This window comes from Allorhizobium sp. nf9_anc, from assembly GCF_056323085.1.
The window spans coordinates 4,345,001-4,358,481 of the sequence record NZ_CM150481.1 but is presented as its reverse complement, the minus strand read 5'-3'; the positions used below and the strand labels follow the sequence as shown (position 1 = coordinate 4,358,481).

Sequence of the window (13,481 nt, the reverse complement as noted above, 5' to 3'; positions counted from 1 at the left end):
CGTGAGCCCGGCGGAACCTCCGGCTTATTGTGCTGACGTTCCGCCATCGACGGGGACAAGGGCGCCGGTCATGAAGCTGGCATCGTCGGAGGCCAAGAAGGCGATGACCTTGGCGACCTCGTCGACACGCGCAACACGCCCCATGGGGATGGTGGCCGCGAGCTTCTCGAGCTTCCAGTCTCGGCCGTCACCCTCGAAGGCGAGATCAAGCATCGGCGTATCAGTATCGGTCGGGCAGACGGCATTCACACGGATACCATCAGGGACGTGATCCAGAGCCATGCAACGGGTGAGCTGCGTGAGCGCGGCCTTGGAAACGCAGTAGGCAAGAGCACCCCGCGCACCCATCAGCGCCCAGTCCGACGCCACATTGATGATCGCCCCCTTCTTCGCCTCGCTCATGGGACGAATGACGGCACGCGACATGCGCATGGCGGAGGCGAGATTGATATCCATGATCCGATCCCAGTCCGCATCGCTGATCTCCTCCACCGTCCCGTTGATCAGCATGCCGGCATTGTTCACCAGCACGTCGATCCGTCCGAAGTGCTGCAGGCTCTGTTCCACGATCCGATCCGGTGCCGTTCGATCCGCAAGATCAGCCTCGACGAAGACCGCGCGGCCACCGGAGGCTTCGATGCCGGTCGCCACAGCCAGACCGCGCTGCGCATTTCTGCCGACGAGAACGACGCAAGCCCCACGGGCCGCAAGTTCCACGGCAGTTGCCGCCCCAATGCCCGAAGTGGCGCCGGTCACAACACAGGTCTTGGCATTAAGCATCGCCGGCTCCTTAATTTGATCAAACGATTTTTACGATCTGCGATCGCATTTTTCAAGAGAGCAAGAGCCCGTCGAGACGAAAAAAAAGCGCCGTCGCCGGCGCTTGAAGATTCGATATCAAATGGGCTCGTCAGACCTCAGGCATCAGCAAAGTCGGCATGCTCCGACAGGAAGGCAAAGCCCTCGGAAATGTCCTTGTGCATCAATTCCGCCGCGACCTTGCCGTCTCCGCGAGCCAGCGCCTCCACGACTTCTTCATGATAGTCGATGTCGAGAATGCCGGAGAGGTTGCCACCGAAACGCCCACCGAACTGTCGCAGGAAAGGCCCGACCTGCAGCCACATCGTCTCGATCAGGAACAGCATGCTGTCGGAGCCGGCGGCCCGATAGATGCTGAACTTGAACTCGTAATTGTGGAGCAGATAGCTGTCGATGTCCTGGTCGCGCGCCGACTGCGTCAGGGCGGCGGCCTCCTTGCGGATCGCCCGGAGGTCGATAGCCTTCATCTGACGCGCCGCAATTTCGGTCAGAGCCGGCTCGCAGATGAGGCGGCTCTGCATCAGATCGGCAAATCTCTCGCGGGTCATCGGCGGCAAAACATGCGAGCCATTCGGCAACTGCTCGAGCGCCCTGAGAGCCTGGAGCTTGGTGAGAGCCGCCCGGACAGGCATGTCACTGGTCCCGAGTTCCTTGGCCAGCTTGCGGGATGTCAGCTTCTGCCCCGGCTTGATCTGACCTGCCATCAGGGCCTTGTTCAGCCGCTGATAGACGATCTCGTGCAACGGCGTTAGGTCGACTGTACCAAGCCCGATGATTACCGGTGATTTCGCCATTTACTTCAGTCTCGATGCGTCTGATCCGGGCCTCAAAAAGCCCGGAGAGGTTAATCCGCGTGAATATACCCCGATATCACCGAAGACCGGCGGACAACAGGGGCATATCATGCCGCATCCGGCCAGCCACTGATCGCCTTCACCTCAAGATATTCCTCGATACCCCAGACGCCACCCTCACGGCCGATACCGGATTGGCCAAAGCCACCGAAGGGGGCACCGTATGGCAGATCCGTCCCGTTCAGACGCACCATGCCGGCGCGCAGTTTGCGGCTGATGCGGCGGGCTTTCTCCGCATCATTCGTCCACAGATAGGCGGCAAGTCCATAGACGCTGTCATTGGCAATCGCGATCGCCTCTTCCTCGGTATCGAAAGGCAGGATGGCAAGGACAGGTCCAAAGATCTCCTCGCGTGCGACCGTCATGCCGTTATGCACATCGGCAAAGACGGTCGGGCGAATGAAATAACCGCCATCGACTCCCGCCGGCAGATCGACACCCCCGGCTGCAAGCTTCGCACCTTCCTTGATCCCGGCCTCGATGAGCCCGCGAATGCGGCCAAACTGTCCGGCATTGACGACCGGTCCCATCTCGCTGCTCTCGCTTGTCGGATCGCCGACGCGGACTTCGTTTGCCACGCGCGCGGCAGCATCCACGGCCTGATCATAGACGCTGCGCTGGACTAGCATGCGCGAGGGCGCATTGCAGGACTGGCCGGAATTGCGGAACATGTGGCGGGCGGTCGCTTCGGCCGCTGCCACGAAATCGCAGTCTTCAAAAATGATGTCGGCACCTTTGCCGCCGAGCTCCAGGCCCACCCGCTTTACGGTTTCTGCTGCGGCCTTGCTGACGGCGACGCCCGCGCGCGTGGAGCCGGTCAGCGAGATGACGGCAACATCGGGATGGCTGGAAAGCCGTTCGCCAACAGCCACGCCCGTACCATGAATGAGATTGAACACGCCGGCCGGCACGCCAGCCTCATCCAGAACCTCGGCGAAGAGTGCCGCCGATAGCGGCGCGAATTCAGAAGGCTTCAGCACCATGGTGCAGCCGGCCGCCAGCGCCGCACCGACCTTCAACGTCACCTGGTTCATCGGCCAGTTCCACGGCGTGATCAGCGCTGCAACGCCCTTCGCTTCCATGACGATCCGGTTCGAGGTATCACCGGGAAACAGCGACCGCTCCCAGTGCACATCGTCCATCGCGCGGATGAAATCTTCGAGATGGCCGAGCCCGGAGCCGGCCTGCGGGCCGCGTGCCAACGCCTTTGGAGCCCCCATTTCGATCATGATGGCATCTGCAATCTCGTCACGGCGCCGGCGATAAACCTCAACGACCCGGTGAAGTACCACCTTGCGTTCGGCGGGTGTGGTTGCGCTCCAGCTATCGAAGGCATGGGCCGCTGCTGCAACCGCCAAATCGACGTCAGTGCGATTGCCGAGTGCCAGCTTGCCGCAGGCTGCTCCGGTCGCCGGATTGATGATGTCCATCACATCGGTCGAGTTCGGCTCGACCCAGGCGCCACCAATGTAGAACTGAAGGGTATTCATGTTGCTCTTCCCAGAATGAAAACGGCGTGCATGGCCATGAGGGGTGTCTCTGTCGATATCTGGCGACGACCGTTTGCCACAACCCAGTCGGTCGACGCTTTGCATCTCTGATTGGCAGTATTGACGAAAGTTTCGTGAACTTCTAGCCTATTTTGCGATCGCAAATCGCATAAAAGCAAAAATCTTCCGAAGAGGTGCACATGACAACCCATCTCGCTGTCATTGGTTGCGGGCTGATCGGCGAAAGCTGGGCGGCCCTGGGGTTGGCGCGTGGCTGGGAGGTCACCGCCTGGGATCCGAACGAAGCAAGCCGCATCTCATTACCGGAGCGCGTCACCCGCCCCCTCTCGCACCTCCACGAGCTCCACGGCTGGCCTGTATCGACGGCGAGGCTGCGGGTGACGCAATCGCTGGAAGAAGCCATCGCAGGCGCGACCCTGATCCAGGAAAACGCACCAGAGCAGATCCCGCTCAAGCAGGCTTTGTACGCGCAGATCGAAGCAGCAGCCGACCCGCAGGCGATCGTCGCGTCCAGCACATCGGCTCTGACATGGTCATCCCTCAGCGGCACGCTGAAGACGCCCGAGCGTTTTATCACGGCGCACCCATTCAATCCGCCGCATCTCATTCCGCTCGTGGAGATCTACGGTGTGGACGAAACGGTGCTTGCCCGTGCAGAGGCGCTTTATCGCGACCTTGGCCGCAGTCCGGTCCGCCTGAAAAAGGAAGCCGTCGGCCATATCGCCAATCGACTGGCCTCGGCCCTGTGGCGCGAAGCGGTCAACATCGTCGCGGAGGGCATTGCCGACGTCGAGGACATCGATACCGCCATGCGCGACGGCCCGGGCCTTCGCTGGTCCGTGACGGGCGCCCACATGGCCTACCACCTCGGCGGCGGACCGGGCGGTATCCGCCACTATCTCTCGCATCTCGGCCCAAGCCAGGTGAAGCGTTGGCAGTCACTCGGCACGCCCGAACTGACGCCTGAGCTGTGCGAACGCCTGATCGAAGGCATCGAGCGCGAGGCGGCAGGCCGAACGATCCCCGAGCTGGAAAACGAGCGGGACCGGCTGCTGATCCAGCTGCAGAAGGCCCGGAAGGCCGGCAGGGGTGGACATGACTAAAGACAACAGAACGAGAATTGCGCTCATCCATGCGCTGACGGAATCCGTTCTCCCGGCGCATCAGGCCTTTCGCAGCCTCTGGCCGGAAGCGTATGTTTTCGACCTGCTCGACACGTCGCTGTCCGCCGATCTTGCAGCAGGGCAAAGGCTTGAGGACGGGATCGCCGACCGCATCCGGAAACTGGCGGACTATGCTGCGGCTTCGAAGGGTGAGGCGGGCGAGACGCGAGCACTGCTCTTCACCTGTTCCGCCTTCGGACCGGCGATCGACGCGATCAAGAACCAGATCCCGATCCCAGTCCTGCGCCCGAACGAAGCCGCTTTCGAACAGGCACTCGATCTCGGGAGCCGGATCGGCCTTGCCGTCACATTCGGACCCTCATTCTTATCGCTCCGGGACGAACTTCTGGCAATGGCGTCTGAACGGGGACAGGCAATCGAGGTCGTGCCCTTGCTCGTTGAGGGAGCCCTCGCGGCTCTCAAGTCGGGCAATGGTAGCGAACATGATCGCCTCGCCGCGGAAGCCTGCCGACGACTGCCTGCCCTGGACGCCCTCGTTCTCGGACAGTTCTCTCTGGCGCGCGCCGCAGATGCCGTGCGCGACCGCATCGAAGCACCTGTTCTCACCACGCCATCAAGCGCGGTCGCAGCCCTCAAGAACCTGACCACTTCGCCCCGCGCCCCTCTCAGATCTGGGACCTCATCATGACCATTCAGCCCAATTACACCCTCCGCGACATGGACAGGGCGAGCCTCTTCCACCCCGTCACCTCCATCCACGACCAGCAGACCAACGGACCGCAGATCTATCAGTCCGGCTTAGGCGTCGAACTGATCTCGTCGGAAGGCAAACGACTGATCGACATGGGCGCGGGCCTCTGGTGCGTGAATGTCGGCTATGGGCGCACCGAACTGGCAGACGCCGCTGCGCAAGCCATGCGCGATTTGAGCTTCCAGCACCTGTTCGGCGGCGCGGCCTCGGAACCTTCGATCCGTCTGGCGGACCGGTTGCTCTCGCTGTTTCGCGAACGTGCCGATGCGCCGCACATGGCTCGGGTCTTCTTCGGCACATCGGGCTCGGATGCCAACGACACGGCCTTCAAGCTCGTCCGCTACTACAACAATCTGCGCGGCAGACCCGCGAAGAAGAAGATCATCTCGCGCATGGGCGGCTATCATGGTGTCACATATGCCTCTGGCAGCCTGACCGGGATCGAGGCCTATCACAAAGCCTTCGATCTGCCCGTTGACGGCGTCCTGCACACCAGCTGTCCCCATTATTTCACCTTTGGTCTGCCCGGCGAAACCGAGGAGGACTATACCAACCGACTGATCGGCGAGTTGGAGACCATGATCGAACGCGAGGGCGCAGAGACAATTGCCGCCTTCATCGCCGAACCTGTCATGGGCACCGGCGGCGTCTTCCTGCCGCCGAAGGGATATTTCGAACGTGTCCAGGCGGTTCTGGATCGTCATGACATTCTGCTTATTGTCGATGAAGTGATCACCGGCTTCGGACGGCTGGGAGAATGGTTCGGCACAGGCGCCTACAAGCTGCGCCCCGATATCGTCTCGCTGGCCAAGGGCCTGACCAGCGCCTATTTCCCGATGTCGGCATCCATCATTTCCGACCGGATCTGGTCTGTCCTTGTGGAGACATCGGCTGAAACCGGCGCCTTCATGCACGGCTTCACCTATTCCGGCCATCCGGTCGGCGCAGCGGTCGCTCTTGCCAACCTCGATCTCATCGAAGGGGAAGGCCTCGTCGACAATGCAGCCACTGTCGGGCCGCACCTCCTGCGATCGCTGAAACAGGCACTGGCAGACCATCCCTTCATCGGCGACATCAGGGGCCAGGGCCTCATGGCCGGCATCGAGTTCGTCGCCGACAAGGCAACAAAACGGCCGTTCGCCAAAGGCATGGCACCGCACCGGGTGGTCGCCCGGCATGCCACCCAGCAAGGCGTCCTAACCCGCGCCCTGCCCTTCCTGCCGGTAAACTCCTTTTCGCCGCCCCTGTCGATCACGACCGAACAGATCGATGAGGCCGTCAAACGCTACGTGGCCGCACTGACAGCTGCAGAGGCCGAACTGAAGACAATGGCTAAGAGCGGTTGACCGGACTAGCCTGCATCGGTCTTACCGCTGCGCTCTGCGGGGCGCATGAGGGGAAACGACTGGGCGGTCACCTCGCGTTCAGGGCCGTGAGGCTGTCGCCGAGGATGGCATGCAGATCCAGCACCCGCTCTGCGCCGAGCTTGCGGTGCAGGCTCAGTTGCGCCTCCCGCCAGGCCTCGTAGGCCAATGCCCATCTCGCCCTGCCCTCCACGGTCATCTCGACGGAGCGGCTGCGGGCATCGCGTCCAGGGGAGAGACTGATGAGCTTCTGGTCAAGCAGGGGTCGCATGTTGCGCGTCAGTGTTGACGCATCCATCTCCATCAGCCGCGCCAGCTTGCCAAGCCCCACGGGCCCCAGCACCACGACATGCGACAGAAGCGTATACTGGGTGGTCTTCAGCGTCACCGCAGAGAGATGTCGATCGTAGTGACGACTGACCGCCCGCGTCAGCTTTCTGAGCGCGAGGTTTGTACATTGTTCAGTCTTGACCAATTCTGCCATGCCCTCTAGCTTAACAGTGATATTTGTATATGCAAGGATTTCGCGATGCGCATGGATGAGACGATTGCGGCATGGACCCGGGAAGAGGAGGCGGTGCGCTCGAAAATGACGCCAGCCGGTGTCATGCCCCTCGAAAAGCTCGCAGAGGGCTCCGGACTGGAAACCCTTGAGGCGATCTTTGCCGGAGAGCTTCCGCCACCCCCGATCGGGGAGACGCTCGACTTCTTGCCCATCCACATGGAAACGGGAAAAGCCGTCTTCCAGGGGCGACCGTCGAAGAAGCACTACAACCCGCTCGGCGGCATTCACGGCGGCTGGATCGCCACACTTCTGGACTCCGCCGTCGGCTGCGCCATCCATTCGACGCTTGAGCGAGGCCAGGGCTACACCACCCTCGAACTGAAGGTGAACTATGTCCGCCCTCTGACGGACCAGATCCAGCTCGTTCGTGCCGAAGGCGAGGTGATCCATTTGGGTCGACAGGTCGCTACCGCCGAAGGCCGGATCGTCGGACCGGATGGCAAGCTCTATGCCCACGCCACCACGACCTGCCTGATTTTCCAGCACCAGGGGGCCAAGAATGGCAAGCTCTGAGATCGTCCTCTGCGCGCCTGTACGCACTGCGATCGGCACCTTCGGCGGCGCATTGAAAGACATGCCCGCAACGACCTTGGGCGCCCTGGCGATACGCGAAACCCTGTCTAGCAGCGGCCTCGAATCCGGCCCCCAGGCGATCGACTTGGCCATCATGGGCCAGGTCATCCAGGCAGGCGCCAAGATGAACCCGGCGAGACAGGCGGCCATCGGCGGCGGCCTGCCGGTGAACGTGCCGGCGCTGACCGTCAACCGTGTCTGTGGATCTGGCGCACAGGCCATTGCCAGCGCCGCGCTGGAGATCACGGCAGGTTTCGCCAAGGCCGTTGTCGCTGGCGGCATGGAGAACATGGATCAGGCTCCCTACCTCGCAGCAGGCGGCCGCTGGGGCAACCGCATGGGTGACGCGGTCATGACGGATACCGTGCTCTCGGACGGGCTGACAGACGCATTCAGCGGCAAACATTCGGGCTGGCACACCGAGGACCTCGTATCGGAACACAAGATCTCGCGCGAAGACCAGGATCGCTGGGCGGCTCGCTCCCAGCAACACTTCTCTGCTGCTCAAGCGGAAGGCAGGTTCGCCGCCGAGATCGCACCGATCGACATCGTCGAGCGCAAGGGCACGAGGATCTTCGACAAGGACGAAGCCAACAGACCCGATACGACGCTGGAGTCTCTGTCGAGATTGAAGCCCGCGTTCAGATCGGACGGAACCATCACGGCCGGCAATGCACCGGGCTTGAACAGTGGCGCTGCGGCCATGATCGTCGCAGACCGGGATTATGCCGAGAGCAAGGGTATGCGTCCTATGGCACGCCTCGTATCCTTCGGGGTCGCGGCAGTCGAACCCGGGATGTTTGGTCTCGGTCCTGTTCCCGCTGTCGAGATTGCGCTTGCGCGCGCCGGTTGGCAGCGTTCATCGGTCGACCGGTTTGAGATCAACGAGGCCTTTGCCGCAGTCACCCTGGCCTGCCTGCGTGCGCTGAGCCTGCCCGAAGACATCGTCAATGTGGAGGGTGGCTCGATTGCACATGGACATGCGATCGGAGCGACAGGTGCCGTCTTGACCACGAGACTGCTGCATTCGATGCAGCGCGATGGGCTGAAACGAGGAATTGTGACGCTCTGCATTGGCGGTGGTCAAGGCATCGCGCTGGCGTTGGAGGCATTCTAGGAACACTTGCTCCCAGGATGCATAGCACTTCGCGTGTGCTGAAACCCTAGGTCCGGCGATCGAAAAGAGTTTGCCGAGGCCGCTAGGTCGATTGGGCACGCACCGGTTTCGACAAATCTCGGCCTCATCGTGTTGATTTGCCTAGGTCGGCGCCTCCCAAAGCAACGACTGGATCATGGCATTGTCGCTTGAGACCTTGCTGCCAACTGTCGGCAAACCCGGAGATCGCTAGCAGAACGCCAGTGACGGCACTGCTGTTTCGTACTGAGCAGATATTCCTGACGTTAACCGCCATCTGCAAAGAACCTTTGCTTAAGTGCGTTCTCCTGCACACCCGAGGAAGTCGGCCTGCCACAATCATTTTCGCGATCTGCGATGGCATTCTGGGTTGGCGCGACATGTCGCATGGTTCTGTCTGTTGATTTCCACTGAGAGCTGACCCGGCGGGGGTGCGGACAAAAAGTTGGACTGTTCTAAATGCTCAGGCCGAGGCTGTTGCGATATTCGACCGGGCTGAGTGATCCCAGTGATATCTTGATGCGCTTCTCGTTGTACCAGCGGATGTAAGCATCCACCTCGGCGACGAACTGTTCGATTGTGATGGCCTTCCAATCCCGTGGATAAAAGAGTTCCGTTTTCAACCGGCCGAAGAAGCCTTCGCACGCAGCGTTGTCTTGTGAGCAGCCCTTGCGGGACATCGAGCGAACCATCTGCGCGTTGCTGATCCGTGTCAGCCAGCCGGGCCAGCGATAATGGGCTCCACGATCGGAATGGACGATTGGCCGCTCCTCTCCTTTGGTCACGGTCTCAATGGCGGCATCCAGCATTGTGTTGACCAGGCCTGCATCTGGCTGCGTCCCAATCGACCAACTTATGACCATACCGTCGAAGCAGTCGATGATCGGCGAGAGGTACACCTTCCCAGCTGGGATCTGGAACTCGGTGATGTCTGTCAGCCATTTCACGTTCGGTGCTTTTGCATGGAAGTCGCGATTGATCAGGTTCTCGGGCGCCGGGCTGATTTCTCCCAGATATGATCCAAAACGCCGTCGACGCGGCCTGGCAACGACCAACTGCTCCTGCTTCATCAAGCGCTGCACAACCTTCTCCGAGATTGTCACGCTTTGCCTGGCAAGCGACGCCTGCAATCGGCGATAACCATAGCAACGACGGTTTGCTTCGAATATTTTCGCAAGGCTGTGCCGGATGGCGGCATACTTATCTGCCAGACATATCCGTGTGCGGTGGTAAAAGTAGGAGCTCCGGGCAATTTGCAGCTGGGCGAGGAGTTCTGGCAGGCGATAGCTATCTTTAAGGGCGTCAATCAGCTGTGTCTTTTCCCGATTGCTCAGGATCTGCAGATCGACGCCCAGGCCTTTTTTTAACAGTTCGTTGGCTTTCTTCAGGAGGTCATGCTCGAGTTGCAACTGGCGGACATCACGCTGGAGAGCTTCAAGCTGTCGCTCGAGTTCCTCACGTTCTGGCTTTTTGGAGTTGGCTTTGCGGCGTTTCATGGATGAAGGAGCCTCATGACCGAGTAGCTGGTCTTTCCAGCTGTACAATGTCGGCCTTGAGACGCCTAGCCGATCAGCTAACTGTTGAGCGGTTTCATCTCCACAGCATAGTCCGATGACGCCGGCTTGCCGGACCTCCTCGCAATAGCCAGGATGCCACGATCGACCAACCATTGATGTTTGCGTTTCCGGAAAGGCCTCTCGGACCCAGGCGGTCAGAGTTCCTCGTCCGGGATAGCCAAGCGCCCTCATCGTCGCAGAGATGCAACGATCATGGGTGCGAAAGTGCTCAAGTGCCGCCTGTTTCTGTGCCTCGGAATACTTTGGCGCTCGCGCTACCGGCTGCATACGCAGATCGAGATTCTCGACGTACTCGCGGTACCAACCCTTCAGCGCATTCTTTGTGGGATATCCCAGCTGACGAAGGGTCGGGTTGAGGCGCTTGCCCAGCCGTATGTAGAGCTCCACTGCTCGAAGTCTGTCTGAATAGGAATACATGAACTACCTCCTTGGTGGTCCAAGTTTTCGTCCGCATCCCCTATCTGGCTGCGCCGGGTCAGCTCTCAATGGAAATCAACAGTGCATGGTCGCATTGCGTCGATCCTCGCTGCCATGGAGATAGCGCAAGTGATGGAAGCAAAGTTCAAGGCAATGGTGGATCAGGATGTGCTGGCGCGTCAGCTGTCCGGTGAACTCGACACAGAGGACAAAAAACAAAAGCTCCTCGCGGGTTACGCTGAGGAGCTTTCAAGGAAACGACTTGAATGGCAGCAGATTCAAGTTTCGGTGGTTGCGGGGGCAGGATTTGAACCTGCGGCCTTCAGGTTATGAGCCTGACGAGCTACCGGGCTGCTCCACCCCGCGCCAAGAGCGCAACAACTGAAGTTGTAACGCTTAAGAGGTTCCACCAAGCAAAAAGGGCCGCTTGATGCGGCCCGTTGTTTCGGCTTGGGCCGATGCTGTGATCGAGAAGATTTTGGTCTTTGCTTTCGCAAAACCCGACAACATTGCCATTAGCAGACCTGGCAGCGACCTACTCTCCCGCGTCTTGAGACGAAGTACCATTGGCGCTGGGGCGTTTCACGGCCGTGTTCGGAATGGGAACGGGTGCAGCCACCCCGCCATGACCACCAGGTCGGCTAAGGGCAATGTTGTTGAGAAGCTGGTGAGGCGAACCTCTTTTACATGAACACGTATTTGGCATCATCGCCCGGATTTGTCCGGGCCGATGAGCATGGTCAATGAGAACGATCAAGCCAATCGGGCTATTAGTAACGGTAAGCTTCACTCATTACTGAGCTTCCACACCCGTCCTATCAACGTGGTAGTCTTCCACGGCCCTGATAGGGAATACTCGTTTTCAGGTTGGTTTCCCGCTTAGATGCCTTCAGCGGTTATCCATTCCATATATAGCTACCCTGCTATGCCGTTGGCACGACAACAGGTCCACCAGAGATATGTCCATCCCGGTCCTCTCGTACTAGGGACAGATCCTGTCAATATTCCTACACCCACGGCAGATAGGGACCGAACTGTCTCACGACGTTCTGAACCCAGCTCACGTACCGCTTTAATTGGCGAACAGCCAAACCCTTGGGACCTGCTCCAGCCCCAGGATGCGATGAGCCGACATCGAGGTGCCAAACAACCCCGTCGATATGGACTCTTGGGGGTCATCAGCCTGTTATCCCCGGCGTACCTTTTATCCGTTGAGCGATGGCCCTTCCACACGGGACCACCGGATCACTATGACCGACTTTCGTCTCTGCTCGACTTGTCAGTCTCGCAGTCAGGCGGGCTTATGCCATTGCACTCGACGACCGATTTCCGACCGGTCTGAGCCCACCATCGCGCGCCTCCGTTACTCTTTCGGAGGCGACCGCCCCAGTCAAACTACCCACCATACACTGTCCCGGATCCGGATGACGGACCGCGGTTAGACATCCATGACGATAAGGGTGGTATTTCAAGGATGGCTCCACAGAAACTGGCGTCCCTGCTTCAAAGCCTACCACCTATCCTACACATGCCGACACGAATGCCAGTGTAAAGCTATAGTAAAGGTGCACGGGGTCTTTCCGTCTGACCGCAGGAACCCCGCATCTTCACGGGGAATTCAATTTCACTGAGTCTATGTTGGAGACAGCGGGGAAGTCGTTACGCCATTCGTGCAGGTCGGAACTTACCCGACAAGGAATTTCGCTACCTTAGGACCGTTATAGTTACGGCCGCCGTTTACTGGGGCTTCGATTCAAAGCTTGCACCTCTCCTCTTAACCTTCCAGCACCGGGCAGGCGTCAGACCCTATACGTCGTCTTGCGACTTCGCAGAGCCCTGTGTTTTTGATAAACAGTCGCTACCCCCTGGTCTGTGCCACCCCATCATACTTGCGTACAAAGGGGTCACGCTTCTTCCGAAGTTACGCGTGCAATTTGCCGAGTTCCTTCAACATAGTTCTCTCAAGCGCCTTGGTATACTCTACCTGACCACCTGTGTCGGTTTCGGGTACGGTCTGTACGGTGGAGCTATTTCCTGGAACCGCTTCCCCGCCCAGACAATCCAATAAGTCTGAACGAGTTACGCAATCCGTCACTACCACCAGGCCCACGAATATTAACGTGGTTCCCATCGACTACGCATTTCTGCCTCATCTTAGGGGCCGGCTAACCCTGCTCAGATTAACTTTAAGCAGGAACCCTTGGTCTTTCGGCGAGGGGGTCTCTCACCCCCTTTATCGTTACTCATGTCAACATTCGCACTTCCGATACCTCCAGGGCCCCTCACGGGTACCCCTTCACAGGCTTACGGAACGCTCCGCTACCACGTGGATAAATCCACATCCTCAGCTTCGGTGCATGGCTTTAGCCCCGTTACATTTTCGGCGCAAAGACCCTTATTTAGACCAGTGAGCTGTTACGCTTTCTTTAAATGATGGCTGCTTCTAAGCCAACATCCTGGTTGTTTTGGGATCCTCACATCCTTTCCCACTTAGCCATGACTTGGGGACCTTAGCTGGAGGTCAGGGTTGTTGCCCTCTTCACGACGGACGTTAGCACCCGCCGTGTGTCTGCCGACTAGTACTCCCAGGTATTCGGAGTTTGGTTAGGATCAGTAAGACGGTGAGTCCCCATAGCCCATCCAGTGCTCTACCCCCTGGGGTATTCGGTCGACGCTCTACCTAAATAGATTTCGCGGAGAACCAGCTATCTCCGAGTTTGATTGGCCTTTCACCCCTAGCCACAAGTCATCCCAATCTATTGCAACAGATGCGGGTTCGGCCCTCCAGTTG

General features: G+C 59.5%; 10 protein-coding genes, 1 tRNA gene and 2 rRNA genes (1 of these 13 cut by a window edge). 5 read left to right on the top strand and 8 right to left on the bottom strand.

The window, feature by feature from the left end; translation table 11 throughout:
- Positions 1-24: 24 nt before the first annotated feature.
- The 3 genes from AC02Y0_RS21205 to AC02Y0_RS21195 all read right to left on the bottom strand — a co-directional run bounded on the left by AC02Y0_RS21205 (position 25) and on the right by AC02Y0_RS21195 (position 3,163).
- On the bottom strand, positions 25-780 hold the full coding sequence (locus AC02Y0_RS21205; RefSeq protein WP_476381060.1) for an SDR family NAD(P)-dependent oxidoreductase: 756 nt from the start codon (positions 778-780) through the stop codon (positions 25-27).
- 137 nt (positions 781-917) lie between these two features.
- On the bottom strand, positions 918-1,613 hold the full coding sequence (locus AC02Y0_RS21200) for a GntR family transcriptional regulator (RefSeq protein ID WP_476381059.1): 696 nt from the start codon (positions 1,611-1,613) through the stop codon (positions 918-920).
- A gap of 107 nt (positions 1,614-1,720) precedes the next feature.
- Entirely contained in the window at positions 1,721-3,163 is a 1,443-nt protein-coding gene (locus tag AC02Y0_RS21195; protein ID WP_476381057.1) for an aldehyde dehydrogenase family protein, read from the bottom strand.
- 200 nt (positions 3,164-3,363) lie between these two features.
- On the opposite strand from AC02Y0_RS21195, the gene AC02Y0_RS21190 reads away from it, so the two are divergent.
- Genes AC02Y0_RS21190 through AC02Y0_RS21180 form a run of 3 tightly spaced genes read left to right on the top strand, consistent with a single transcriptional unit; the run spans position 3,364 to position 6,405 of the window.
- Positions 3,364-4,287 (top strand): 3-hydroxyacyl-CoA dehydrogenase NAD-binding domain-containing protein, encoded by a 924-nt coding sequence (locus AC02Y0_RS21190; protein WP_476381055.1) that lies wholly within the window; start codon positions 3,364-3,366, stop codon positions 4,285-4,287.
- Positions 4,280-4,996, top strand: coding sequence for an aspartate/glutamate racemase family protein (locus AC02Y0_RS21185; RefSeq protein ID WP_476381053.1), 717 nt, complete (start codon positions 4,280-4,282; stop codon positions 4,994-4,996). The genes AC02Y0_RS21190 and AC02Y0_RS21185 overlap by 8 nt, the downstream gene beginning before the upstream one ends.
- Positions 4,993-6,405: an aminotransferase gene (locus AC02Y0_RS21180; protein WP_476381051.1), complete on the top strand. Its 1,413-nt coding sequence runs from the start codon at positions 4,993-4,995 to the stop codon at positions 6,403-6,405. The genes AC02Y0_RS21185 and AC02Y0_RS21180 overlap by 4 nt, the downstream gene beginning before the upstream one ends.
- A gap of 67 nt (positions 6,406-6,472) precedes the next feature.
- On the opposite strand, the gene AC02Y0_RS21175 is transcribed toward AC02Y0_RS21180, so the two are convergent.
- Positions 6,473-6,907 (bottom strand): MarR family winged helix-turn-helix transcriptional regulator, encoded by a 435-nt coding sequence (locus AC02Y0_RS21175; protein WP_476381049.1) that lies wholly within the window; start codon positions 6,905-6,907, stop codon positions 6,473-6,475.
- Positions 6,908-6,952: 45 nt separating this feature from the next.
- On the opposite strand from AC02Y0_RS21175, the gene AC02Y0_RS21170 reads away from it, so the two are divergent.
- Positions 6,953-7,501 carry a PaaI family thioesterase gene (locus tag AC02Y0_RS21170; RefSeq protein WP_476381048.1) on the top strand — a complete coding sequence of 183 codons (549 nt, stop codon included), beginning with the start codon at positions 6,953-6,955 and terminating at the stop codon, positions 7,499-7,501.
- The gene (locus tag AC02Y0_RS21165; protein ID WP_476381046.1) at positions 7,488-8,678 is read left to right on the top strand and encodes a thiolase family protein; all 1,191 of its coding nucleotides are present in this window, start codon (positions 7,488-7,490) and stop codon (positions 8,676-8,678) included. The genes AC02Y0_RS21170 and AC02Y0_RS21165 overlap by 14 nt, the downstream gene beginning before the upstream one ends.
- A gap of 473 nt (positions 8,679-9,151) precedes the next feature.
- On the opposite strand, the gene AC02Y0_RS21160 is transcribed toward AC02Y0_RS21165, so the two are convergent.
- The 4 genes from AC02Y0_RS21160 to AC02Y0_RS21145 all read right to left on the bottom strand — a co-directional run.
- Entirely contained in the window at positions 9,152-10,690 is a 1,539-nt protein-coding gene (locus AC02Y0_RS21160; RefSeq protein ID WP_476379581.1) for an IS3 family transposase, read from the bottom strand.
- 289 nt (positions 10,691-10,979) lie between these two features.
- Positions 10,980-11,056, bottom strand: a tRNA-Met gene (locus AC02Y0_RS21155).
- Between the two features lie 156 nt (positions 11,057-11,212).
- Positions 11,213-11,327, bottom strand: a 5S ribosomal RNA gene (gene rrf, locus AC02Y0_RS21150).
- A gap of 112 nt (positions 11,328-11,439) precedes the next feature.
- Positions 11,440-13,481, bottom strand: a 23S ribosomal RNA gene (locus tag AC02Y0_RS21145); it runs 758 nt beyond the window's last position.